Annotated in this window: 22 protein-coding genes; 13 read left to right on the top strand and 9 right to left on the bottom strand. The window is 50.2% G+C overall.

What is annotated here, in order from left to right; genetic code table 11:
- From C2M17_RS06955 to C2M17_RS06975, 5 genes are all read left to right on the top strand, one after another.
- Positions 1 to 957 (top strand): DUF4097 family beta strand repeat-containing protein, encoded by a 957-nt coding sequence (locus C2M17_RS06955; RefSeq protein ID WP_105200112.1) that lies wholly within the window; start codon positions 1 to 3, stop codon positions 955 to 957.
- A gap of 135 nt (positions 958 to 1092) precedes the next feature.
- Complete coding sequence (gene dnaB, locus C2M17_RS06960) at positions 1093 to 2472, top strand: replicative DNA helicase (RefSeq protein ID WP_105200113.1); 1380 nt, start codon at positions 1093 to 1095, stop codon at positions 2470 to 2472.
- A gap of 5 nt (positions 2473 to 2477) precedes the next feature.
- Complete coding sequence (gene alr, locus C2M17_RS06965; protein ID WP_105200114.1) at positions 2478 to 3557, top strand: alanine racemase; 1080 nt, start codon at positions 2478 to 2480, stop codon at positions 3555 to 3557.
- Between the two features lie 198 nt (positions 3558 to 3755).
- Entirely contained in the window at positions 3756 to 4736 is a 981-nt protein-coding gene (locus tag C2M17_RS06970; RefSeq protein ID WP_105187937.1) for an FHA domain-containing protein, read from the top strand.
- A 14-nt stretch (positions 4737 to 4750) separates the two neighbouring features.
- Positions 4751 to 7399, top strand: a complete 2649-nt coding sequence (locus C2M17_RS06975; RefSeq protein ID WP_105200115.1) for a serine/threonine-protein kinase — start codon at positions 4751 to 4753, stop codon at positions 7397 to 7399.
- Here the strand turns inward: C2M17_RS06975 and C2M17_RS06980 are convergent.
- The 3 genes from C2M17_RS06980 to C2M17_RS06990 form a co-directional block, all read right to left on the bottom strand.
- Positions 7386 to 7934, bottom strand: coding sequence for a hypothetical protein (locus C2M17_RS06980; RefSeq protein WP_105200116.1), 549 nt, complete (start codon positions 7932 to 7934; stop codon positions 7386 to 7388). The two genes, C2M17_RS06975 and C2M17_RS06980, sit on opposite strands and share 14 nt — an antisense overlap.
- 101 nt (positions 7935 to 8035) lie before the next feature.
- Positions 8036 to 8467 (bottom strand): secondary thiamine-phosphate synthase enzyme YjbQ, encoded by a 432-nt coding sequence (locus C2M17_RS06985; protein WP_105200117.1) that lies wholly within the window; start codon positions 8465 to 8467, stop codon positions 8036 to 8038.
- Between the two features lie 38 nt (positions 8468 to 8505).
- Positions 8506 to 8940, bottom strand: coding sequence for a transcriptional repressor (locus C2M17_RS06990; RefSeq protein ID WP_105200118.1), 435 nt, complete (start codon positions 8938 to 8940; stop codon positions 8506 to 8508).
- Between the two features lie 113 nt (positions 8941 to 9053).
- Between C2M17_RS06990 and C2M17_RS06995 the strand changes: the two genes are divergently transcribed.
- The 6 genes from C2M17_RS06995 to C2M17_RS07020 all read left to right on the top strand — a co-directional run bounded on the left by C2M17_RS06995 (position 9054) and on the right by C2M17_RS07020 (position 13495).
- On the top strand, positions 9054 to 9662 hold the full coding sequence (locus C2M17_RS06995) for a MarC family protein (protein ID WP_105200119.1): 609 nt from the start codon (positions 9054 to 9056) through the stop codon (positions 9660 to 9662).
- Between the two features lie 108 nt (positions 9663 to 9770).
- On the top strand, positions 9771 to 10775 hold the full coding sequence (dusA, locus tag C2M17_RS07000; RefSeq protein WP_105200120.1) for a tRNA dihydrouridine(20/20a) synthase DusA: 1005 nt from the start codon (positions 9771 to 9773) through the stop codon (positions 10773 to 10775).
- A 143-nt stretch (positions 10776 to 10918) separates the two neighbouring features.
- Positions 10919 to 11122: a PspC domain-containing protein gene (locus C2M17_RS07005; protein ID WP_105200121.1), complete on the top strand. Its 204-nt coding sequence runs from the start codon at positions 10919 to 10921 to the stop codon at positions 11120 to 11122.
- Positions 11123 to 11223: 101 nt separating this feature from the next.
- Positions 11224 to 11712, top strand: a complete 489-nt coding sequence (locus C2M17_RS07010; RefSeq protein ID WP_105200122.1) for a copper chaperone PCu(A)C — start codon at positions 11224 to 11226, stop codon at positions 11710 to 11712.
- A gap of 8 nt (positions 11713 to 11720) precedes the next feature.
- Complete coding sequence (locus tag C2M17_RS07015; protein WP_105200123.1) at positions 11721 to 12707, top strand: DUF2333 family protein; 987 nt, start codon at positions 11721 to 11723, stop codon at positions 12705 to 12707.
- 11 nt (positions 12708 to 12718) lie between these two features.
- Positions 12719 to 13495, top strand: a complete 777-nt coding sequence (locus C2M17_RS07020) for a TIGR04219 family outer membrane beta-barrel protein (RefSeq protein ID WP_105200124.1) — start codon at positions 12719 to 12721, stop codon at positions 13493 to 13495.
- 236 nt (positions 13496 to 13731) lie between these two features.
- Here C2M17_RS07020 and C2M17_RS07025 read toward each other — a convergent pair whose 3' ends face one another.
- The 3 genes from C2M17_RS07025 to C2M17_RS07035 all read right to left on the bottom strand — a co-directional run bounded on the left by C2M17_RS07025 (position 13732) and on the right by C2M17_RS07035 (position 15767).
- Positions 13732 to 14124, bottom strand: a complete 393-nt coding sequence (locus C2M17_RS07025) for a hypothetical protein (RefSeq protein WP_105200125.1) — start codon at positions 14122 to 14124, stop codon at positions 13732 to 13734.
- 187 nt (positions 14125 to 14311) lie between these two features.
- Complete coding sequence (locus tag C2M17_RS07030) at positions 14312 to 15097, bottom strand: META domain-containing protein (protein WP_105200126.1); 786 nt, start codon at positions 15095 to 15097, stop codon at positions 14312 to 14314.
- Positions 15098 to 15200: 103 nt separating this feature from the next.
- On the bottom strand, positions 15201 to 15767 hold the full coding sequence (locus C2M17_RS07035) for a PhnA domain-containing protein (protein ID WP_105200127.1): 567 nt from the start codon (positions 15765 to 15767) through the stop codon (positions 15201 to 15203).
- A 242-nt stretch (positions 15768 to 16009) separates the two neighbouring features.
- Here C2M17_RS07035 and C2M17_RS07040 point away from each other — a divergent pair, with 242 nt between their 5' ends.
- A complete protein-coding gene (locus C2M17_RS07040) occupies positions 16010 to 16651 on the top strand; it encodes a paraquat-inducible protein A (RefSeq protein WP_233997928.1) in 642 nt (213 codons plus the stop codon).
- On the opposite strand, the gene C2M17_RS07045 is transcribed toward C2M17_RS07040, so the two are convergent.
- From C2M17_RS07045 to C2M17_RS07055, 3 genes are all read right to left on the bottom strand, one after another.
- Positions 16648 to 18135 (bottom strand): Ppx/GppA phosphatase family protein, encoded by a 1488-nt coding sequence (locus C2M17_RS07045; RefSeq protein WP_233997929.1) that lies wholly within the window; start codon positions 18133 to 18135, stop codon positions 16648 to 16650. The two genes, C2M17_RS07040 and C2M17_RS07045, sit on opposite strands and share 4 nt — an antisense overlap.
- Positions 18122 to 20200, bottom strand: coding sequence for a polyphosphate kinase 1 (ppk1, locus tag C2M17_RS07050; RefSeq protein WP_105200129.1), 2079 nt, complete (start codon positions 20198 to 20200; stop codon positions 18122 to 18124). The genes C2M17_RS07045 and ppk1 overlap by 14 nt, the downstream gene beginning before the upstream one ends.
- A gap of 109 nt (positions 20201 to 20309) precedes the next feature.
- Positions 20310 to 20810, bottom strand: a complete 501-nt coding sequence (locus tag C2M17_RS07055) for a glycine cleavage system protein R (protein ID WP_105200130.1) — start codon at positions 20808 to 20810, stop codon at positions 20310 to 20312.
- A gap of 313 nt (positions 20811 to 21123) precedes the next feature.
- Here C2M17_RS07055 and C2M17_RS07060 point away from each other — a divergent pair, with 313 nt between their 5' ends.
- Positions 21124 to 23355 carry an ABC transporter permease subunit gene (locus tag C2M17_RS07060; RefSeq protein ID WP_105200131.1) on the top strand — a complete coding sequence of 744 codons (2232 nt, stop codon included), beginning with the start codon at positions 21124 to 21126 and terminating at the stop codon, positions 23353 to 23355.
- Positions 23356 to 23362: the final 7 nt, after the last annotated feature.

A 23362-nucleotide genomic window follows, 5' to 3' on the forward strand; every position in this document is an offset into this window, starting at 1 on the left:
ATGAAAGCACTAGCGTATACCCTGGCATTGGTTCCATGTTTGGCCTTGGCGGGCGAGAAAATCGACGAGCAGATCAACGTACCTGCGGATGGTCGTATCTTTATCGACAATCAGCGCGGCGACATCATTATCAAGGGCTGGGATAAGGCAAGCCTGCAGATCAAGGGCGAACTGGACGACAGAGCCGAAGGCTACACCCTGGAAACACGCGGTCAACGCACCGACTTTATTGTCAAAATGCCTAAGAGCTCCAATTGGGGTTGGGGCAATAAGGATGATGAGGGTGAAGGTTCCAAGCTTACCATTTATATGCCGATGCAAAGCGCCCTAAGCCTGGAAGGCGTGAATGTGGATGTAGATGTAAGCGATCTCAGTGGCGACAGCCGTATTGAAACCGTTAACGGCGATATCGATGCTAAAAAATTACAAGGCAAACTGACCTTTGAAACCGTTAACGGCGATATTGATGGCACCGACCTGCAAGGTGATATTCGCTACCAAACCGTCAATGGCGATATTAACGATGTTAATTCTGCCGGCCAGCTGCGCATGACCCTGGTAAACGGCGATGTCACCAGCAAAACCAGTTCAGAAGATATTCGTTTTGAGAACGTCAATGGTGATCTGACTTTGCACGCACAAACCCTGGGCAGCTTGAAGCTGAACACGGTTAACGGCGAGCTGGAAGTGTATGTGCAAGAGCTTAAAGCGAATGCGCAGATTCGTGCCGAAAGCGTCAGTGGTGACTTTGACTTGTACCTGCCAACGAGTGTATCGGCACGCTTTGACTTAGACGCTCATGCCGGTGGCGATATCCGCAACGAGCTGAGCAAAGACAAGGCGGTCAAAGCCAAGTACGGCCCGGGCGAGAGCCTAAGTTTCACCCTGGGTCAGGGCGAGGCCGAAGTGGAGGTGACCACCATCAGTGGTAACACCAACTTACGTAAAAACGACTAATTAACGCGACTAGCAAAAAACAACTCCCAACTTAGCGGGCACTTAGCCCGCTTCTTTTTTAAAAATACGACGCAATTGTTGCACTGCCATACTAAGCCGATAGAATAAGGCAATTCGCTCCCCTTTTGAGTAACTATGGCAAAGATAGATAAACAGGTTGATAGCCTAAAAGTACCCCCGCATTCCATTGAAGCCGAGCAATCCGTGCTTGGTGGCCTAATGCTTGATAATGAAGCCTTTGACCGTGTGGCTGAGATAGTGGTATCTCAGGATTTCTATACCCGCACGCACAGGTTTATTTTCGAGGCCATGGAACGTTTGGTGGAAGCTGGGCAGCCCATAGATCTCATCACCATTTCGGAATCGCTGGAGAAAAATAACCAGCTGGAAGGCATAGGTGGCTTTGCTTATTTAGGGGAAATTGCCAAAAATACGCCAAGTGCGGCGAATATCTCTGCCTATGCGCATATCGTACGTGAACGTGCCGTAGTGCGTGAAATGATCGGTGTGGCTAATGAAATTGCCGAAGCCGGTTTTAACCCCGAAGGGCGCGGCAGTCATGAGTTACTCGATCTGGCCGAGAGTAAAGTATTTAAAATCGCTGAACAGCGCACCAAGAGCACCGAAGGTCCGCAAAATATCCATACTATTTTGGAAAAGACCGTCGATAAAATCGAAGAGTTGTATCAGTCGCCCCAAGACGGTGTAACCGGTGTCAGCACGGGTTATTCGGATCTCGATAAAATGACCGCAGGTTTACAGCCTTCGGATTTGATCATAGTCGCCGCTCGTCCGTCCATGGGTAAAACCACCTTCGCCATGAACCTGGCCGAACATGCTGCCATGACCCGAGATAAGCCCGTAGTTATCTTCTCACTGGAGATGCCCTCGGAGCAGATCATGATGCGTATGTTGGCGTCATTAGGACGTATCAACCAAACCAAGGTACGTACCGGTCAGCTGGATGATGATGATTGGGCGCGTTTATCTTCCACCATGGGACTACTGATCGAAAAGGGCAAGATGTATGTCGATGACGCCTCGGGGCTAACGCCTACCGATGTGCGTTCACGAGCCCGTCGTATCGCCCGTGATCACGGCGGCATCAGTATGATCATGGTCGACTACCTGCAGCTGATGCGGGTGCCAAGTTTGTCTGATAACCGAACCCTGGAAATCGCCGAAATTTCTCGCTCACTTAAGGCCCTGGCCAAAGAGCTTGAGTGCCCCGTGGTAGCCCTGTCGCAGCTTAACCGTACGCTGGAGCAGCGTGCCGATAAGCGCCCGGTAAACTCGGACTTGCGTGAATCGGGCTCAATCGAGCAGGATGCCGACTTGATCATGTTTATCTACCGTGATGAGGTTTACAACGAAGACAGTAACGACAAGGGCACTGCGGAAATCATCATAGGTAAGCAGCGTAACGGCCCTATCGGTAAGGTCAGGTTAACTTTCCAGGGGCAATACTCACGCTTTGATAATTATGCCGGACCGGCAATGGAAGATGAGTACTAATAATTATGGCCCTGGCTACGGCAACTATTGATTTTTCTGCACTGCGAGCCAATCTCGCCCGGGTAAAAGAGCTGGCGCCCAACAGTCAGGTGATGGCGGTACTTAAGGCCAACGCCTATGGCCATGGTCTGGTGCCCATAGCCCAGCAACTGGCGGGGGCGGATGCCTTCGCCGTGGCCCGCATTGAAGAAGCCTTGGCGCTGCGCACCGGCGGTATTACCAAGCCAATTGTCTTGCTTGAAGGCTTTTTTAAGGCCAGCGATATCGACATCATGCTGGCCAACAATTTCCAAACCATAGTCCATGACGAGTACCAGTTAGCAGCGCTGGAGCAGGCGCAGCTCAATGGTCAAATCAAGGTGTGGCTTAAGGTCGACACCGGCATGCACCGCCTCGGCGTTGAGCCGGAGCAGTTTGAGCAGTTTTATCAGCGTCTTAAACGCTGTGCCAATGTGCATGAGCAGCTGCATTTGATGACTCATTTTGCCTGCGCCGACGAGCTTGAAAACAGCTATAACCAAACCCAGCTGGCCACCTTTACTACCTTGGTCAGCGATAAGCCAGCACCCTTATGCCTGGCTAATTCCGCCGCCATTATCAATTACCCGCAAAGCCATGGTCACTGGGTGCGCCCCGGCTTGATGCTTTATGGGGTATCGCCGGTGCAGGGTAAAACCTCCTCTGAGCTGGGTTTACAGCCGGTGATGAGCCTGACCAGCGAAGTGATTGCGGTGCGTCGGGTGAAAAAGGGCGAACCCGTAGGCTATGGCGGTCACTGGCAGGCCAGTGCCGATACCCAGTTGGCTGTGGTGGCTATAGGTTATGGTGACGGCTATCCGCGCCATGCCGAAAACGGCACCCCAGTGCTGATTAATGGTCGTCGCTATCCGCTGGTGGGCAGGGTGTCCATGGACATGATCAGCGTAGATATAGGCGCCGATAACCAGAGCGTGGCGGTGGGTGATGACGCCATCATGTGGGGCGCCGAGCTCGGCATCGAAGAAATTGCCACCTGCGCCAGCACTATCCCCTATGAATTGCTGTGCAATATCACTCCACGGGTTACCTACCAGTATCTAAACTAGGCGGTGAGAAGCCGCCTTTGTTGTTATTTTCCCGCCCTGCGCAATGAAAAATAAGCTATCAATTTGATTTATAAGTGAAAAGCTAATTATCCCAGTGGGGTTGTGGCCGACTTGTAAAGCAGTTGTTTCTTTTTTCTAAAAAAAAGCCCAAAATGTCAGTTACAACAATTCTTATAGGGACAGGTGCTGGGAGCGGATATGGCTTACCTTATCGAACTAGATACGGACAATGTGATCTACCTGCATGCCCACCATAGTTTTGGTCGCTTTCAATATAGCGTCGACACCCTAGTTGTTGAGCCCAGCGTGTCGAAAATTCACTGTATTATCGAGTGGCAGGGGAGTCATTGGCAGATCCGCGATCTAAGTCGTAATGGCACCTGGTTGAACTCGAAGCGCTTGGAAAAAGATCGCCCAGAGATACTTCATTGCAATGATCTGCTTACCTTTCCCGGCAATAGCTGCAGCGGTTATCGGGTTGCCAATCTCGATAAGCCCGAAGATATGCTGATTATTCTCAACTCATTGCAACGGCCCACCGAGCAACATATCCCCCTGAGCAGCTATAACCTGATCCCAGATGAGCAGCCGGAAATTGCCGTATTTATTCAGCGTGAGAGCGGCTTTTGGTGTTTTGAACGCCTCGACGGACCGCTGCTTGAGCACACCATTATCATAGAGCATGACAGGGTGAGCGACAGTCGCCATACCTATCAATTGCACTTAAGCCATAGCGAGGCGGCAACCGCCATGCGTGATGTGGCCAGCGTGAAACTGGCGGATCTTAACTTTATTTTCAACCTTACTTTAGATGAAGAGTCGGCGGAGCTGGTGATTAAAGGCCCTAATGAAGAGGTCGACCTGGGTGAGCGTTGCCATCATTATCTTACTCTGAACTTGGCGCGCTATAGGGCGCAGGACGCGGCCAAGGGCGTGCATGAGCTAAGCCAGGGATGGGTTGATACCGAAGTGATCGCCAAAGACTTAGGCATAGATTCCCGCTATCTTAATATTCAAATTCATCGCGCCCGCAAACAATTTAGCGATGCCCTGGCTCATGTGGAAGGGGCGGATCATGTTATTGAACGTAAGCTGCGCAAGGTGCGCTTTAACGCCAGTAACTTCGAGATTTATAAGGGTCACCAACTCGAGGGCGCAATCAACAGCGCTTCTAACTAGTAGGGCTAGCGGTAATGCAGAAGTTAGCACACTACGAGATTAAACATCTGATCTACCAGGGTGCCATGGGGACCGTCTTTGAAGCGTTCGATACCAAGTTGGAGCGCACGGTTGCCTTAAAGGTGTTGGCGCAGGCGGATCTTAGCGCCGCCGACAGTGCTGAAGCCCTGAGTGAAGCGCGCTTTCTCGCTCGATTAAATCACCCCAATATTATTCAAGTATTTGATTGTGCAGAAGATCAGGATACGCATTTTCTGGTAATGGAATTTTGCCGTGGCAAAAATCTGCTGCAGTACCAAAAACAGCATTTACTCAGCCTGGAACAAAAGCTCTCCCTGTTGATCGATATCGCCAAAGGGCTGGAGCATGCTCATCGCAACGGCATCATCCATAGGGATTTAAAGCCCAGCAATATTTTGATCAGTGAATCGGGGGCGGTAAAAGTTGCCGATTTTGGTATTGCCGAATTTATTGGTGCAAATGCCAAGGCCGGTGCGAGCGCCGGTACTCAAGGCTATATGGCGCCGGAGCAAATCCTTGGTCAGCCTCTTAGCAATAACAGCGACTGGTTTTCCTTTTGTGTGCTTGCCATCGAGTTACTGACGGGACAGCACCCCTATGGCGGCCAAGGCCAAGGTAGTGAAAAAGATATGGCGCGGGCCATATGCGATGGTCAGTTTATTGATCTGAATGCGTTTTCTGCCTACTTGCCGCAGCCGCTTATCCATATACTCAGTCAGGGCTTGGCGGTAGAGCCGGGTAAGCGTGTTAACATACGCCGTGGTGCGTTGAGCACTCAGCTTGAGCAAATATTGCAGTTGCAGGTACAGCAGGCCATTATGGCGCAGCAGACCGAGCCGCTAGAGGCCCCAGCCCAGGGCAAGCAAAATGAGATGGCTTCATCTGAGGCTGCCTCCGAAGCTTCAGAGCCGGCTAAAACGAGCTCAAAACCTACTCGGCGAGCCTGGTATTATGGCCTTACCTTTGGCTTTATCGCTGTCTTGCTGGTGAGCCTCTATCTGTTTCGCGATTACTTTATCAAGGCGCCTGTGGTGGCTATTTTACCCACTCAGGTAGAGATAGCAGCGCCCGAGTTGGCCTACTACCAGGGCACGCTAAGCGGTTCTATTCAAAGTGCATTGTGGCAACAATTGGCATCGCAAAATGAGCATCTGGTTAGTCGTACGGAACTGCAGATGCTGGCCAAGGGAGTTGAGCCGGAGCGCTTACAAGACCCCAAAACCTATTTTCAGATGCTGGCCGATTACACCGGAGCCAGCGTTTTTATCACCAGCTCGGCTTCTTGCCAACAGCGCTATTGCAGCATTGAAATCAGCCGCTTAGAGGCGCCAGACTGGCAGCTGGTGGCCACCAAGCAATGGCAGTCGGATTTGGTCGACACCCGCAATGTGCATGAGTCGGCGCGCTTTTATGGCGCCAGTCTGTTTGCTCATGAGACAAGCTTTAATATCCAGGATGAGCAGGCGCTTCAGGAGCAAATCTTCAATTATTACAACCGTTATTATAATGATGACGAGATCAGTGAGCCCTTGTTCAACGAGGTTATGGCTTTGTTGAGTACACAATCGCATTTTGATGTGGGCTATACGCTGGCGCGGGAATTGGCGCTGCAGCTGAAGGAGATCACCGGCAAGGATGAATATCTAGAGCAGGTGCAAGGCTTGTTGGCTCAGGCGCCGCGACAATATCAGCGTCGGCCCAGTTATTTTAGCAGCCGTATCTTACTGTCCTTGGCCCAGGGAAAGGTTGAAGATGCGTCTCATGACCTGGCGCAATTACGCCGGCTAGGTGGGGGGGAGGCGGAATATTTAAACCTGCAAGCTTCCTGGTATTTGGCTCAAGGAGAGCGAGAAAAGGGACGTGATGCCTTGGAGCGTTCCCTGATGATGCGACCCAATCTAAATGTGCAAATAAAGCTGGCGTCCTTGCTCTATAGCATGGGCGACATCGACTCGGCGCTGTCCTTGCTCGATGATGTGCTCAATAAGCTGCCACTGGACAAGGATGCCTTACAGTTAATGGCGGTGCTGGCGCTCACCCAGGGGGACTTTGCGACAGTGATCCGCCATTATGAGGCGCTCATTAAGGAGTCTTTAGATCCCAAAGATGTTGCCAACACCAGCATCTTGGCTAATCTTGCTTTGGCCTATTTGTATGTGCAGCAATATCAGCAGGCGCAAATCATAGCCGGGCAAGCCCATAGCCTGGCGCCAAATAATTCGGGGATCCTGTTAAACTATGCGGATGCGTTGACCCTGGCGGGGCAATTGGCTTTGGGACGTGAGTATTATCAGCGAGTGATAGATGTGAATAATGGTCAGCAGTCCGCTTACTCCTGGTCAGACAGGGCCCAGGCCTATGCCCATCTGGGAGATTATCAAAGGGCAACCACCGCCATTAATACCAGTTTGGAGCTCGGGCAGGAGCTGGCGGATATCCATTATGCCGCAGCCATTGTCTATGCTGCTACCGGCGATAATCATTCGGCGCTGTATTACGTGCAAAAGGCGATGCAGGCTGGGTATGGCGCCAACTGGTTTGTTCTACCTTGGTTCAAGCCGTTATGTGCCTATCCGCAATTTACCCAGCGATTACACCAGTCACAACGGCTTTGTGATGACGCCCCGGTTACTGCTCTTTAGGGCGATCGACTATAATGCGCGGGTCCTGAGACATATAAAAACGGCCGCTGCTCAATTGCTTGGCGGTATAACGAAAGCCAATGGTTAGCGGTTGTGCCGAAGGTGAGGGCGTGACCTCAATCACCTTATCAAGTGGGCTGTTATCACTGCCTGCATAGCGAATCGTGGGTTCTACCTGGCGCAGCACTATGGTGAGCTGTTTCTTATCTTCGCTCAACTGCGAGTCGACATTGTAGTTACAATTGCTGTCACTCTTAACATATTCCACCCCATTGCCGAAAAATTCCCAATCTGGGTCTTCAATATGCACTATAAATCTGGCTTCCTGGCGCTTTTCAATACTGGGATCGTCGGCATTATTGGTGAAGGTGACGTTGAAGTCGTCGTTATTGGCGCCGCCTAAACGCTCACCACTGTCGCTCAGTTGGGTTACCCAGCGTTGTGAGCTGCTGGGGGTGAGCATAAAGCTTTGTTGTGCTGTGTAGTCATTGGGCAGGCAGGGAACGATCAAATTTGTATGATTTGGAGTGAGCATTGTTGTTCCTTATTGATTCAGAGTCTATTAACTATAGCCATAGTTTGAATAAAAAAGGAAAATTGTAATCTATTGTAAGAAAAGAACTTTTGGTGTTTTTATTAGGGGTACAGTTGACCCTGAAAGGTCGCCAAAATGCGTCGCTTGCCACCCATATCTCTGTGCTCACCCAGATAAATGCCCTGCCAGGTGCCTAGCACCAGATGCCCGTCGCGAATAGGCAAGGTCAGCTCGCAGCCCAAGGTGCTGGCCTTGATATGGGCCGGCATATCGTCATCCCCTTCATAGGTGTGGCGATAGAAGGGCTGGCGCTCGGGGGCGGCCCAGTTGAAGTGGGCTTCCATATCCTGACGCACCGTGGGATCGGCGTTTTCATTAATGGTTAAACTGGCGGAGGTGTGCAGCAGTAACAGGTGTACTAAGCCGACCTGATATTGGCCGATTTGTGGCAAAAGTCGCTCCAGTTCATCATCGATAAGATGAAAACCACGCGTTTTGGCGCTTAGGGTGACTTGATGTTGTTGCCAGCTCATAAGGTATCACGGCTCATTTTGACGTACTGCTGTGGCGCTTAAGATTGGCAGTTCTTGCAAATGCCATGGGCCTCTATGGTTTGGGCGCTGACACTAAAGCCATGCTCAAGGGCAAGAGCGCTTAGCTCATGGGAAAGCACGCTGGAGTGCAGCTCGGCCACATGACCGCACTGATCACAGATCAGCAATTGCACCGGGTGGATGGACTCAAAATGATGGCACAGCATAAAGGCATTGGTGCTTTCGATTTTATGAATAAAGCCTTGCTCCGCCAGAAAATCGAGGGCGCGATAAATGGTGGCCGGTTTGGCGCTGCTTTCGGTAACCTTAAGCTGCTCAAGTAAGTCGTAGGCACCTACACCGCTTTCGGTGCTCGCCAGTAAGCGAAAAACCTTTTCTCTAATGGGTGTGAAGCGCGCACCCTTGCTATCACACATTCTTTTCGCTTTATTGACCAGCGCATCAACGTTCATAGGTTACCTTTTTGATCTTCTCGCACCCCTAATAGCATACTATGGTCGCGAAAAATTACTATCTCTGAATTGTCGCCAACGGTATAATTTTGTTTTCATAACTGGGAGTTAGCGTGAACGAGTTAATCGCCACATTTATCTTCTTTTTTGCGGTTATCGACCCGGTTGGCACCATTCCGGTGTTTATCGCCGTCACCCGAGGCGAAGATGCCGCCTTTAAACGCAAGGTAGCCTATAAGGCCGTCGCCGTTTCAGCCCTGGTGTTATTATTCTTTGTGGTGGTTGGCGAGCTGCTGTTAAACGCTATTCGTATTCCCTTAGCCGCGTTTCAAATTGCCGGCGGTATCGTTCTGTTGTTATTTGCTTTGACCATGATCTTCGGTGAGGGGAAGCCTGAGTCCGAGATCAAGAGCATGCGTGACTCCACCGAAACTGCGATTTTCCCCTTGGCCATTCCTTCCATTGCCAGCCCCGGGGCCATGCTGGGCGCGGTACTGATGACCCGTAATGCCGAGTTTACCTGGGTCGAGCAGGCGATCACTTCTGCTGTGATGCTGGGCGTGCTGGTTTTGGTGCTCGTGCTCTTGCTGCTTGCCCGTTATGTGCATAACTTTATCGGTGACAGTGGCGCCAGTATTATTTCCCGGGTTATGGGTTTGATCTTAAGCTCGGTGGCGGTGGCCAATATCCTCGGCGGCATTAAAGATTATTTTGCTCTCTAGCAAGAGGATTGCTGGATGGCGTGAAATTTACGCGTTAGTTGCGTATAATTCGCGCCCTTACTGCACACTAGTACTGCACGACCGCAGGCGTTTTTTAGGTAATCAGCCATGACAGATACTATCACTCATACTCCGACTCCCACTTGGCAGCAAGACACTTTCCGCCGTTTTAGCGTTGCCCCTATGCTGGATTGGACCGACCGTCATTGCCGTACCTTTCATCGCCTGATGAGCAAAGAGGCGGTGCTTTACACTGAGATGATCACTACCGGTGCCATTATTCATGGCAAGGGCGATTACCTGCATTTTAACCAGCATGAGCAACCTGTGGCCTTGCAGCTTGGTGGTTCAAACCCCGAGGAGTTGGCCCATTGCGCTAAGCTGGCGGCAGAGCGCGGTTATGCGGAAATTAACTTAAACGTGGGTTGTCCTTCCGATAGGGTGCAAAATGGTCGCTTTGGCGCCTGTTTGATGGCCCAGCCGGAGCTGGTGGCCGAGGGCATTGCGGCGATGAAGGCGGTGACCGATATCCCGGTTACGGTAAAAACCCGTATTGGTATCGATGAGCAAGACAGCTATGAGTTCCTTTTGGCGTTGATCGATGCCAACCATAAAATCGGCTGTGATGATTTTATTATCCATGCCCGTAAGGCCTGGTTGCAGGGCTTGAGCCCGAAGGAAAACCGTGAAATCCCGCCGCTTGATTATCCTCGTGTGTACCAGTTGAAAAAAGACTATCCGCATCTGCATATCAGCATTAACGGCGGCATCAAAACCCTTGCCGAGTGTCAGCATCATTTAGAGCATGTTGATGGTGTGATGATAGGCCGTGAAGCATACAGCAATCCTTATTTGCTGGCGCAGGTGGATGCCGAGCTTTATGGCCTGCCGGGCTGCACCTTGACCCGCCATCAGGTGGCCGAGCAAATGTTGGATTATATTGACGATGAAATGCGCCAGGGCGCCCGCTTTTGGCATGTCGCGCGTCATATGCTGGGGCTTTTCCAAGGGATGCCGGGAGCGCGCGGTTATCGTCGCCACCTTTCCGAGAACGGCCATAAAAGTGAAGCCACGGCGCAAACCCTGGTACAGGCATTGGGCTTTGTCAGCTAGAAGTAGGCAAATACACTACAAATTAGTCTGTCCGGCTAATTAAAATTAGCCGAATGGATTTTATAATCCTTTCAATTCAACATCTTATGTTTTGGCATATAACTTGAGAGCCATGCAGTAGTTCCACTAATTAGGAGTACAGCATGGCTAAATCAAGCAGCACTTATTATCGCGATGCCCTGAATAAGAAAATCTCCGGCGTATGTGCCGGTTTTGCGAAACATCACCATCTGCCAATCTGGCTGGTTCGTTTGGCGGTGATCATCGTCTTTCTCAATGCCCCCATTATCATGGCGGCGCTTTACCTAGTTTGCCACCTGCTCTTTGAGGAGCAGATCCTGGTTTAATCCCACCCCAGTGGGGGTTAGGTCGCTGATTTTACTAAAGACACTCAGTTGTCATTAAGTTATATTAGGGTACCTTCAAGGGATAAATTCAAGGAAGCATTATGTTGCGTATTTTCAATCGGGCCTTGCTTGCGGCAACGGCCCTCTGTGCTTGTACCTTTAGCTACGCCCAGGATGGGCTAATGATCAGCGAGGCTAAGGTTCGCCAGTTTTTGCCGGCGGCCAGCAGCTCGGTGGGCTATTTTACCTTGGAAAATAATTCCGAGCGTGAGCGCACCCTTAAAGCCGTTGAACTAGAGTCGCTGGGGCGCGTGGAAATTCATACCCATGAACACAGCGATGGCATGATGAAAATGCGCAAGTTGGACAGCCTCACTATCGGCGCAAATAGCCGCATAGTGTTGCAACCGGGTGGGCTACACTTAATGTTATTTTCGCCACAGCAGGCCCTTAGCGTCGATCAGACTCTGAAAATGACATTGATCTTCGCCGATGGCGAACGTGTAAATGGCCAGGCGCGTGTTTTCAGCTTGATAGAGAAAGAGCAAAAGCGCGACAGCGGCAGTGAGCACCAGCACCACCACAACTAGGAGTTGATATGTCACAGCATAAAGGAAAGATCGCAGCGGCCATCGCCGCTGTATTATTGTTATTTTATTTAATTGCCGTGTATTGGAGCATAGAGCCAGACCGCTTTGATGTGCTCGAAAATGCCAAGCAGCAGGCCAGTGAACGTAACGAGCAACTGGTGACAGGATATGTGACCACCTCGGCGCTGATCACTGTGACTCAAACCTTACTCGATAAACCAGGTGGCTACCTCAGCAATGACATGATGCCGCCGAGCGTTATGATGGACAATATGCCGGCCTGGGAATACGGCGCATTGGAAATGGCCCGTGATATGGCCCTATCCATGCGTAAAGACTTTAGCCGTTCGCAATCTCAGTCAACCGAGCATCCTTCGCTGAAAAAAGCTCAGCCGCAATTTAACATCAGCAATACCGCCTGGATGTGGCCAAGTGCCGAGGGTGAGTATCAAAAAGGCATAGAGCTGCTGATTGAATACCGCTCGCAAATTGCCGACAGCGGTGATCGCCAAAGTCAGTTTTACGCCCGTGCCGATAACCTGCGCGCCTGGGTTAAAGAAGCAGAAAAGCGCCTAGGTAGCTTAAGTCAGCGCCTCAGTGCCAGTGTCGGTCAGGAGCGCTTAAACACGGATTTAGCCGGCGATCGCGAAGCCCATCAGGCCACCTATGCGCCTCATGAGCAAATGGTGCGTACTTCCTGGTGGAAAATTGACGACACCTTTTACGAAGCCCGTGGCGCCACCTGGGCGTTACTGCATTTTCTAAATGCCATTGAGTATGACTTTGCCGATGTATTAGAGAAGAAAAATGCCAGGGTGAGTGTGCAGCAGATCATCCGCGAGCTTGAAGCTACGCAGGAGCCGGTATGGAGTCCAATGGTCTTAAACGGCAGTGGTTTTGGTTTTGTGGCCAATCACTCTTTGGTGATGGCTAATTATATTTCGCGTGCCAATGCGGCACTGATTGAACTAAGCGAGTTACTCGCACAAGGATAATAGGGGATAAAATGAAAAAGTACGTTCTAGCGGCAGCGGTATCGTTAGCAAGCATGGCGCCAGTAGCCCAGGCCGATACGTTACTGGGTTTATACGTAGGTGCCGAAGGCTGGCAGGCAGAGCCAGAAGGCAGCTTTGGTAGTAAAGGCAATGCCCAGCAGGATTTCGCGTTTGAAGATGAAACCTTAACCAGCTACTACGTAGCCCTAGAGCACCCAGTACCGCTTATCCCTAACGTAAAATTACGTTACACGGAAATGGACGTAACCGGCGACACCACCCTAGTTGACGGTTTTGAGTTCCAGGACGTTAACTTTGGCGCCGGCACGAACCTGTATACCGAAACCGATCTTACTCATATCGACTATGTGTTGTACTACGAAATTTTCGATAACGATACCCTGTCGATCGACTTGGGTCTAAGTGCTAAGCAGTTCGATGGTGATTTTTACATCATTGATACCATGAGTGGTGAAAACGCCAGCACAGGGGCCATGGTGCGTACCGACTTCTCTGGCTTTGTACCACTAGCCTATGGCCGTGCTCAGATTGGCCTGCCGTTCACAGGTCTTAGCGTGTTTGCTGAAGGCAGTATGTTCGCTCTTGATGACAGCTCGGTACATGACTACCAGGTTGGTGTTGAGTGGGAAGTGATCGATAACTTAGCGGTTGATGTGGCTATTCGCGGCGGTTACCGCAGCATGCTGATCGAGCTTGATGATATTGACGATATCAATACGGATATCGATGTATCTGGACCGTTCGCAGGTTTGCAGGTGCACTTCTAAGCGCAGATCTGCGCAGCAAAAAAGCGCCTTTTGGCGCTTTTTTTGTGTCTTTCCAAAAGCAGGCTAGGGGTCGCTGGGCTGCTCACTATCCTTATCGTGCTCTGGCTGGGGCAGCTCGGATAGGGTTCTTAAGTTATTCAGACTGTGGGTGATGGTATTTTGCAGTTGATGCTCGGCAAGCCAAGCCAGATAAGGACCAAGTACCGGGATGGTGATTTCTCCCCGCTGTTGCCAGGTTACCCTACTGCCTGGGCATAGCCTTGGATGCTGATAGTGCCACGGGAAAGGTATTCGTCATTTACCAGCACCTGAAATTCTAATTGCTCTGCACTGCTGTGGGTAATGCTCAGTTCACCACGGGAGCTGTCACCTAGCCAGTTGATATGCGCACCCACGCCCTGAGTTCTGCCATGTACCTGCAGCCGGGCGCGATCTTCGATTTGTTGCACCGCCAGCCATTTTGGCCAGTTGTTTAAATCCTGTAACCAGGGGGTAATTTGCGCCGATGAACTTGTGATATCGACACTGCGCTGCACCTGATAGCTGGGGGTCAGGACCAGACCAAAAAAGACGATAACAAGTAGGATAAGCACCAGGACTTTGAGCGATTTTTCTAAGGCTGTCAGCACGCTATATGGCCTCTTACCGTAAGTTACGGATAATTATAAAGGATTAGAATATCCTGTTCGTGGCAAATTTACCATGCTGTTGTTTTTGTAATGGGAACAAAAGCGGCGTTTTCTAGGGATAAAGGGGCAAGGGAAGAGCTGAAAAAATAAAGGAGAATGCGGCGCCAAGACGCCGCAATAAAAAGCCTTATGGCAGGTGTACGGCCTTAAAGCTAGCCAAGGCATCGCCTTGCTCATTTTTCAAGGTTAAGGTGTCGCCATTAATGCGGTATGAGAAGGTATCGGCTAGCACCTTGCTGAATGCTTGCTCTTGATCCATTTGCTCCATACACATTTTTCTGGTGCTGGCTAACGACTTAAAGCGTAAGCCAAAGTGCTGAGCTGTCACGTATTGACCCATAACCTGGTTACAACCCAAGAAGCCGCTGACACGACCGTCCTGGTGCAGGGTGATTTGTGGTTCACGCTGTTGAACAACTACTTGCTCAGTGCCGATTTTCATCGCTTTCCAGTAGGTATTAACCAGGTTTTCATTCGGCTTGGCAACGCGCTCCATCATCACCTTAATCGGGCTTTGTGTCTGCGTGGTACCGAAGGGGTCGTTATTTTGCGTGGTGATATAACGCAGCTCACCATTATGGGTTATTTTGGCGCTGACGCTGTAACGCATACGCTCTTTTACCGCATCGGCGGCATAGGTCAAGGCTAGATCATAAGGCGGCGCACCATCTAAAGTAACGGTTTCGCTGGCAATGACTTCGGCGGCCACATCCATTTTTGAGACATCGGAAAGGGTAACGGTTAACTGCGAGCCAGGCGGTAGCATGCTGCGGTCTTTGTAAAGAACCTGCACCTGCATGGTTTTCATTTGTTGCTCGGCGGCGGTTTGTGCGCCTTGCTCCGGGGTATTGCTACAGGCACCCAATAATACGCTGGTAAGGGCTAGGGCCGAAAAAGTAATCTTTTTGCTCATATTATTAACTCCTTTAATACTGCCAGTATTTTAAGTAAATATGTATTAATTACACCTTAATACATGGACTTATACTGCGACCCTCGCGGTTAAACGGCGGTCGCTATTTCTTTACAAATTTAGTCAGAATAACGATTCGCTGACCTTCCACGCGCCCTTCGATATGCTCAGGGTTCGAGGTCAGGCCGATATTGCGTACCGCTGTGCCACGTTTGGCAACCAGGCTGCTGCCTTTTACATCTAGATCTTTGATCAGGGTGACGGTATCACCGGCGGCCAGACGCACACCGTTGGAATCAAGATGCACCACATCTTCGTCTTCAGCAATGGCGGCTTCGGCCCACTGTTGGGTTTGCTCATCTAGGTATAGCATATCCAGCATATCGCCGGCCCAGCTGTGCTCGGCACTTAATTTATTCAGTAGGCGCCACGCCACAACTTGTACCGCAGGTACCTGGCTCCACATGCTGTCGTTAAGGCAGTGCCAATGGGTGTCGCTTAACTGATCTTGGTTTTGTAATTGCTCGGCACAAAAACCACATACCAGGATGGATTTGTCGGAATGGGCTTCACCTTCCGGTGGTACGGCGTACACGCTTAGGTGGTCGCTGCTGGCACATAATTCACATTGGTTGTTGCTACGATCGCGTAACGTTTGTTCTATGCTCATAAAAATCAGTACTTAATAGAGTAGAGTAAAGCCCAATTATAACCAATATACCCATACAAAAGGTATTGTTTTAGGAACTGTTGCCTTTACAGTAAACCTTTAGGGGAGGCAGTCCCTAATTAATTCGTGTACATAAATGTACAAAAATGCTTTTTTGCACCACAGAAAGAGTCATAATAACAAGCTCTTGCGATCTGGCTTGGCCATGGCAAGTGCATTTTTGGCTCTGTTGGAGGAATGCCGTGCGTCGTTTTTTTATTAGTCTACTGCTTATTTTTTCTCTGGTGTTGCTGGCCTTTGCCGTTACCGAGCCGGCACTGACTATAGAAGCAAAAATTGCCAAGTCTGAATTGGCAAGCAGTGCCGTTGAAGCCATTACCGAGGAGGGGGACAGCCAAAGCCGGTATATGCTCCAGACCTTGTCGCAAATGCTCGGTCTGGATCGACTCGAAGGGCATATTGAAGCCTATGGCAAGACGCGCAGCATCTGGGGGACTGTGATGGAGTTGTACCAGCATGACAATGTTTTGGTGGCCGTGCTGGTAGCTATGTTTTCCGTGGTGGTGCCCCTGTTTAAATCCACATTGCAATTTGTTGTTTTGCTGCTTGGACCTGGGCCGAGAGGTGGGAGCCGACTTGGACGAGTGCAGGGGCGTTTGCAAAGGGTCACTGCTATGCTGAGTAAATGGAGTATGGCTGATGTGTTTGTGCTGGCGCTGATCATCACCTATCTGGGTGGTAATGCCGATGGCCACTTTGGTCAATTAGTCATAATGCAGGCGCAGTTACACCAGGGCTTTTGGCTGTTTCTCGGCTATTGCCTGGTGTCCATAATCACCAGTATTGTGTTACATCGACAGTGCCAACTATGGAATAGGGCCTAGAACACCTGAAGTTTTAGGCCCAGTTTCTGCCATTGCCTTTGTTCCGCTTCCAGATCGGCGGCGAACAAGGTGTGCTCCTTAAGCCACTTTCCCTTAAATTCCACGTTCAATGAATGGCCATCCACAGTGATGGCAAACTGAGGTTTACTCTGCGCCTGGCGCTTGCGGTTAAGCAAGACAGCCAAACGAAACAGGACGATCAGCCGATAGAGTGTGGCCTGCGGCAAATGAATAAAGTCGGGCATTTCTCTGAGCTTGATTTTCTTGCGCGAGAAACGGGTTAAGGTCGCCAGCAGTTGTTGCTGCTCCTGAGTAAAGCCGGGCAACTGGCTGTGGGCAATAATATAAGCGCTGTGCTTATGCAGTGCGGAGGAATTGATGCTCAAGCCCACCTCATGCAGTTGTGCGGCCCAGTTAAGAACGGCCAAATCCTCTTCGCTTAATTGCCACGGCTTGGCAACATGAGGAAAAAGCCATTGCAGGGAAGCGCATACATTGGCGGCGTGCTCGGTATCTATCACATAACGGGCACTTAAGTTGGTGATGGTGGTAACGCGGATATCCTTGTCCGTGAGTTTGTCATGAAGCTCATGCAGCAGGCCTTCACGCAGCGAGTAATCGCAATAACTGAGCTTTTCTATATTCAGCGAGCGCATTACCGCAATCATAATGGCTAAACCTCCGCAAAAGGTGCCACGGCGCTCGGGCACCAGCTCGCTATAGGGCAGATTATCGAAGTGGCCAGCGGCGCAGCTGCTGTTCATTAGCTGTAATAAATCGTCCAGGGTCAGCTCCTGGTTCAGATCACCCTGATGGCAAACGGCGGTCAACACCTTGGCGGTGCCCGAGGTGGCCAGCACATGCTGCCAACCTAGTTGACCATAACTGGTGGTGATTGACTCCAGCTCCTGCTCGGCGCGTAAAATGGCGCGCTGAAAACGCTTTTTGGTGATCCGGCCATCGCCGAAAAACTGCTGCGAATAACTGACACAGCCCATATTTCGACTGCTGAGCGCCAAATGCTGATGATGCTCGCCGATCACCAGCTCGGTGCTGCCACCGCCTATATCTATCACTAAACGGCGGCCTTCATGATGCATATGATGAGCCACGCCCTGGTAAATAAGTCGCGCTTCTTCCTGACCGGAAATTACCTCGATATGAAAGGGGAAAATCGCTCGCGCTCTTTGCATAAAGCGTTTAACGTTACGGGCCCGGCGCAGAGTATAGGTGGCGACCACCTTAACGTTGGCGGCGGGAAAGTCCGCCAGGGTAAGGGCAAATTGCTTGAGTACAGCAACCGCCCTGTCTATGGCTTCATCGCTGAGGCAGTAGCGGTGATCCAGCCCCGCGGCCAGATAGACCCGTTGTTTTTCCTTATGCAGTACCTCGAAGCGGCCATCGACTTCACGTGCTAGCAGCAGGTGAAAACTGTTCGATCCTAAGTCAACTGCGGCGTAGGTAGTGGGCTCATTGGTTTGCACGGCTGCTTTCCCATTTCTTCAGGTAATCATGTATGGCTATCTGCGAGCGGATTTTCTTTTTATTACCGCGACGCACATAGTGATTTTGTTGTTGTGCGTCAATAATACGAGCTTTGCTGCGGTCGCGCCATTGCAGTTCAAGAATATCTATGATCACCTGCTGCAGGGCCGGGCTGTAGATGGGGACCCCGACTTCGACGCGATGATCCAGGTTACGGGTCATCCAGTCGGCGGAGGAAATATAGACCTTACTTTGTTCATATTTACCGAACACCATGACTCGCGGGTGCTCTAAAAAGCGATCCACTATGCTGATAACCTTGATATTCTCGCTTAATCCCTTAATGCCTGGCACCAGGGAGCACATACCGCGAATAATCAGGCGTATCTTCACCCCTTGCTGCGAAGCCAGATACAGCTTGTCGATCAGTTCCTTATCTACCAGGTTGTTGATCTTGATAAGAATGCTGCCGTTACGCTTAAGCTGGCACTGCTCTTCAATCAAACTGTTGATACGCTCGCGGGCATTGACCGGCGACACCATAAGGTGTTCAAAGTTAAATGGCTTGTAGCTGTGCTCGATAAACTTAAAGACGTTGTCGCATTCCTCACAAATGGCAGGATCTTTGGTGAACAGGCTAAAGTCGGTATAGATTTTCGCTGTTTTCTCGTGGAAGTTACCCGTGCCTATATGGGCATAGGAAACGATTTGCCCCTGCTCTTTACGGTGGATCACGCAAAGTTTGGAATGCACCTTCAAAGAAGGGATACCGAAGATAACCTTGATGCCAGCCTCGTCCAGGGATTTGGCCCATTCAATATTGTTCTGCTCATCAAACCTGGCCTTGAGCTCCACCATGACGGTCACCTTTTTACCATTTTTGGCGGCATTGACCAGGGCGCCAATTAAGCGCGACTGGCTGGCAACACGATAAATATTGACCTTGATATGCACCACATCCGGGTCGAAGGAGGCCTGGCGCACATAGTTTAAAAAGTGATTAAAGGTGTGATAGGGGTAATAGAGCAAGATGTCTTCATGGCTGATGGCATCGAACACGCTGCTAAAGCGCTCAAAGGCATGAGAGCGCAGGCTCGGCAGCGGGCTGTTTTCTAAATAGCGACGACCTACATTGGGAAAGGCCAAAAAATCGCGGAAATTACGGTATCGGCCACCTGGGATCAGGGCATCAAAGCGGTTGATACCTAAGCGTTTACGCAGCACCTTGTGCATTTCGCTGGGCATAGTATGGTCGTATACCAGACGCACCGGCTCGGAGCGCAGGCGCTGTTTTAAGCCCTTGGACATCTTGTCCAATACGCCTTCTTCGATTTCATCATCGAGATTGTATTCGGCATCTCGGGTCAGTTTAATGGCGTAGCCACGAATGGAGTCGAAGGCGAAAAAGTTGCCGAATACGTCTTTAAGAAAATAAAGAATAATATCATCGAGCAGCACTATGGTCTTTTGGCGCCGGGTTCTTTCTGCCGGCAGCACCACAAAGCGCGGCAGGCGATTGGTCGGCACCTCCAGCAGGGCGTAGTGATTTTTGTCATCCTGCATTTCCACGAACAAATAGGTCATGGTGTCGTTGATATGGCCCGAGTAATTCTTGTTTTCGTCCACCAAAATAGGTGACAGGTGTTCAAGTACCTCGGCCTTAAAGAAACCACCCAGCCATTGCTGATGAAAGGGGCTGAGCTGCTCTGGGCGTTTTACATGGATATTGTGTTCGGTCAGGGTCTTAAGAATATCATCATAGGCGACATTGAAATCATGACCTAGGGTTAAGACCTTGTCCTGAATTTGCTGCATTAAGGCCTCATCTTCGTCAAAATTGGCGTCTGGCAGCTTGTTAAGAAGAATTCGGCGCTTTACATCGGCAACCCGCACCTGGAAAAATTCATCGAGATTATTGGAGAAAATACCTAAAAAGCGAATACGCTCGATAATGGGGTTAGTTGTATCTCTCGCTTCTTGCAATACCCGCTCGTTAAACGATAACCAACTCAGCTCTTTGGGATAATAGCTGGTGACGTGCAGGTCGACTTGTTCCATGTTCATAACACACTCAGAATAAAGGGCTGGCTAAGTGCGCTAATTTATTGCAGAAACATGACCGAAATATGACAGAGGCCGTAGCCTTGCCTATTTCGGTCGTAAGTTTTTGCCGCTAATCTTCGATATCGACGATCACATCCGAGGTAATGGATTCTAGCGCTTCAATAACCACGTCTCGACTCATTCCCGCAGGTAAGGACACGGTCGCCATGGCGCTGAAAATAGGCACGCCCCAGTTAGGTGCGCTTTGTCGCTTTGATGTCAGATGGGTGATATTGGCCCCCTTATGACGGATCACGGTTGCCAGCTCTTGTACTATACCCGGGCGATCATTGCCGGTGATCACCAGGTTAATTAACTCGGCAGTTGCGGCGTTGGTGAGGTCGCCGGATTCGACGCGAATTTCCAAATGCGCAATGCTATTGAGGGAATCTTGTAACTCGCGCAGGTGCTCTTCGGCCACTTCGACCTGAACGATACCGGCAAACTTACCGGCAAGATGGGAAAGGTTACTGGCTAACCAGTTACCATGGTGACTAAGAATAACGGAAGCAAGGTCTTCTAAGAGGCCGGGGCGGTCTTGGCCGATTACGGTTAATACTAACTGCTGCATAGGTTACTGTCTCTTTATTATTGTGAGTGAAAAGCCCGTTTAAGGGAGCATATATAAACCCCAGAGAATTCGTTAAGGCAATGTTAATTATAAGGTTTTAAATAGGTTTGAATATTTATTCAAATCTTTCATCAGCAAGTATTGACCCCTTTTTTAAGTTTGTCCAATTGTTGCAGTGAGGATTTTAACTCCCGGGTCTGCTCGGCTAAGAAGATTAAAATTCAGCTTTTCGTAGCAGTTTTAGAGCCATGTAACAAAACTGTCATTTTGATGAAATATAATCCGCACATCGTCAAGATCTAAGGGTAAGTTGATGACTTCCAATCCGCAAAACCTGTCATTTAGCACGGATAGAAGCCGTCTGTTTAAAGACAAAATAGCTCAGTTTAGTATTACCTCAGGTGGGGTAATGGTACTCGTGGCGCTGTTGCTGATATTTTTCTATCTCCTCTATGTAGTACAGCCAATTTTTGAATCGGCTGAAGTTCAAGAGCGCGCACATTTCACCGTAGACCAGCAAGAAGTAGTAGGTCTAGGCCTTGAAGAGCAAACCGAGGTCGCTTACTTGCTTAAGCGCAGTGGTGCCGTTGATTTCTATAATATCCAGGGGACTGATTTCGGTAAGCAGATCACCGAACTGACGGCAGAGTTGCCGGCGGCAGTGTCCAGCTTTGCAACCAGCGCGCCGCACCAGGGCTTGTACGCCTATGGTTTGGATAGCGGTGAAGTGGTTATCGTAAAGCCCAGCTTTCAGGTTACCTTCCCTAACAACCAGCGTAAGATGACGCCTGTCCTTAATTACCCCTTAGGCAGTGAGCCGTTAACGGTTGACCAGCAGGGCGCCGCCATAAAGCGCTTCGCCTTTGCTCAAACTGAAGGCAAGCTTGTTGTGGTTGCTTTGACCGCCGATAAGCGCGTGGTATTTAGCGCCTATGTGGGTGAAGAAAACTTTATGACTGGCGAAACCGAATGGGTTGCGGAGCAAACCGAGCTGGATATCGACGGTCGTATTGATGAGCTGTTGATCTCTCCCGATGGCAGTCGCGTTTTTGTGCGCTCGGCCAACCAGATTTATATCTTCGACAGCCGTTATGCCGATGATGTGCAACTGACACAGATTTTGGCGGCGAATGAAGAAAACGCCAATATTGTTTCTGCGCAACTACTTGCCGGCGCCAACTCGCTAATGTTGGCCAATGACAATGGTGAAGTGTCGCAGTGGTTTGAGGTGAATACAGATGAGGGGAAGGAATTTAAGAAAATTCGTGCCTTTGAAACCTCAAAGCAAAAAGCCATTAATATTTACTCTGAATTCTACCGTCGCACCTTCTTTACTACCGGTGCCAACGGTGAGCTAGGCCTGTATTACACCACCAGTGAAGCCAAGCTATGGCAGGGCAAGGTGGCCGAAGGAGCCATTAAGAACTTTGCCGTTGCTCCGCGTGCTAATGCTGCGTTAATTCTTGCCGACAACAAGGTGAGCGTGCTGGAAATTGAAAACGAGCACCCAGAAGTAACCTGGTCTGGTTTATGGCAAGAAGTTTGGTATGAAGGCTACCCTGAGCCGGATTACATCTGGCAGTCAACGTCGGCCAGTGATGACTTTGAATCTAAATTCTCTTTGGTGCCTATTTCATTCGGTACCTTAAAAGCGGCCATGTACGCCATGCTGTTTGCCGTGCCTATCGCTCTGTCTGCGGCCATTTACACCGCCTACTTTATGTCGAGCGAGCTCCGTAAGGTGGTTAAGCCAACGGTTGAAATTATGGAAGCCTTACCAACGGTTATCTTAGGTTTCTTGGCCGGTCTCTGGTTGGCGCCGTTAATTGAGGAAAACCTCCCGGCCATTGTCGCTCTCTTGGTACTGTTGCCTATAGGTATCTTAGCTACTGCTTTGGCATGGACTAAGCTGCCGGAGCATATTCGTCACCGTATTCCAGAGGGCGCACACTCGATTATTCTTATTCCTGTGGTGTTGTTTATCGGCTGGTTGTCATTTGCCATGAGCGGTAACCTCGAAGCCTGGTTCTTTGGTGGCAACGTGCGTCAGTACATCACCAACGAGTTAGGCATGACCTTCGACCAACGTAACTCTTTGGTTGTGGGTATCGCCATGGGCTTTGCGGTTATTCCGACTATTTTCTCGATTGCCGAAGATGCGGTATTCAGCGTGCCTAAGCACCTGTCGAACGGCTCTCTGGCGCTGGGCGCCACCCAATGGCAAACCCTGGTGCGCGTAGTATTACTTACCGCCAGCCCGGGTATCTTCTCGGCTATTATGATGGGCCTAGGTCGCGCCGTGGGTGAAACTATGATCGTACTGATGGCGACAGGTAACACGCCAATTATGGATTGGAGCATTTTCCAAGGTATGCGTACTCTGGCGGCCAACATAGCGGTAGAAATGCCGGAGTCAGAAGTAGGTAGTTCGCACTACCGTATTCTTTTCCTTGCCGCCTTTGTGCTGTTTATTTTCACCTTTGTCTTTAACACGCTTGCTGAGTTTGTTCGTCAGCGCCTGCGTGAAAAGTACAGCTCACTGTAATTAGAGG

Source organism: Pseudoalteromonas sp. T1lg10 (assembly GCF_002964545.1).
Lineage (GTDB): Bacteria > Pseudomonadota > Gammaproteobacteria > Enterobacterales > Alteromonadaceae > Pseudoalteromonas.

Bases quoted from the DNA above. Each gene is read 5' to 3' on its own strand.
- C2M17_RS07005 (WP_105200121.1), top strand. From the start codon at position 10,919: ATGGCTAAATCAAGCAGCACTTATTATCGCGATGCCCTGAATAAGAAA.
- C2M17_RS06985 (WP_105200117.1), bottom strand. From the start codon at position 8,467: ATGAGCTGGCAACAACATCAAGTCACCCTAAGCGCCAAAACGCGTGGT.
- C2M17_RS06955 (WP_105200112.1), top strand. From the start codon at position 1: ATGAAAGCACTAGCGTATACCCTGGCATTGGTTCCATGTTTGGCCTTG.
- C2M17_RS07060 (WP_105200131.1), top strand. From the start codon at position 21,124: ATGACTTCCAATCCGCAAAACCTGTCATTTAGCACGGATAGAAGCCGT.
- ppk1 (WP_105200129.1), bottom strand. From the start codon at position 20,200: ATGAACATGGAACAAGTCGACCTGCACGTCACCAGCTATTATCCCAAA.
- C2M17_RS06970 (WP_105187937.1), top strand. From the start codon at position 3,756: ATGGCTTACCTTATCGAACTAGATACGGACAATGTGATCTACCTGCAT.
- C2M17_RS07015 (WP_105200123.1), top strand. From the start codon at position 11,721: ATGTCACAGCATAAAGGAAAGATCGCAGCGGCCATCGCCGCTGTATTA.
- C2M17_RS07035 (WP_105200127.1), bottom strand. From the start codon at position 15,767: ATGAGCATAGAACAAACGTTACGCGATCGTAGCAACAACCAATGTGAA.
- C2M17_RS07020 (WP_105200124.1), top strand. From the start codon at position 12,719: ATGAAAAAGTACGTTCTAGCGGCAGCGGTATCGTTAGCAAGCATGGCG.
- C2M17_RS07010 (WP_105200122.1), top strand. From the start codon at position 11,224: ATGTTGCGTATTTTCAATCGGGCCTTGCTTGCGGCAACGGCCCTCTGT.
- C2M17_RS07030 (WP_105200126.1), bottom strand. From the start codon at position 15,097: ATGAGCAAAAAGATTACTTTTTCGGCCCTAGCCCTTACCAGCGTATTA.
- C2M17_RS06975 (WP_105200115.1), top strand. From the start codon at position 4,751: ATGCAGAAGTTAGCACACTACGAGATTAAACATCTGATCTACCAGGGT.
- C2M17_RS07055 (WP_105200130.1), bottom strand. From the start codon at position 20,810: ATGCAGCAGTTAGTATTAACCGTAATCGGCCAAGACCGCCCCGGCCTC.
- alr (WP_105200114.1), top strand. From the start codon at position 2,478: ATGGCCCTGGCTACGGCAACTATTGATTTTTCTGCACTGCGAGCCAAT.
- C2M17_RS06980 (WP_105200116.1), bottom strand. From the start codon at position 7,934: ATGCTCACTCCAAATCATACAAATTTGATCGTTCCCTGCCTGCCCAAT.
- dnaB (WP_105200113.1), top strand. From the start codon at position 1,093: ATGGCAAAGATAGATAAACAGGTTGATAGCCTAAAAGTACCCCCGCAT.
- dusA (WP_105200120.1), top strand. From the start codon at position 9,771: ATGACAGATACTATCACTCATACTCCGACTCCCACTTGGCAGCAAGAC.
- C2M17_RS06990 (WP_105200118.1), bottom strand. From the start codon at position 8,940: ATGAACGTTGATGCGCTGGTCAATAAAGCGAAAAGAATGTGTGATAGC.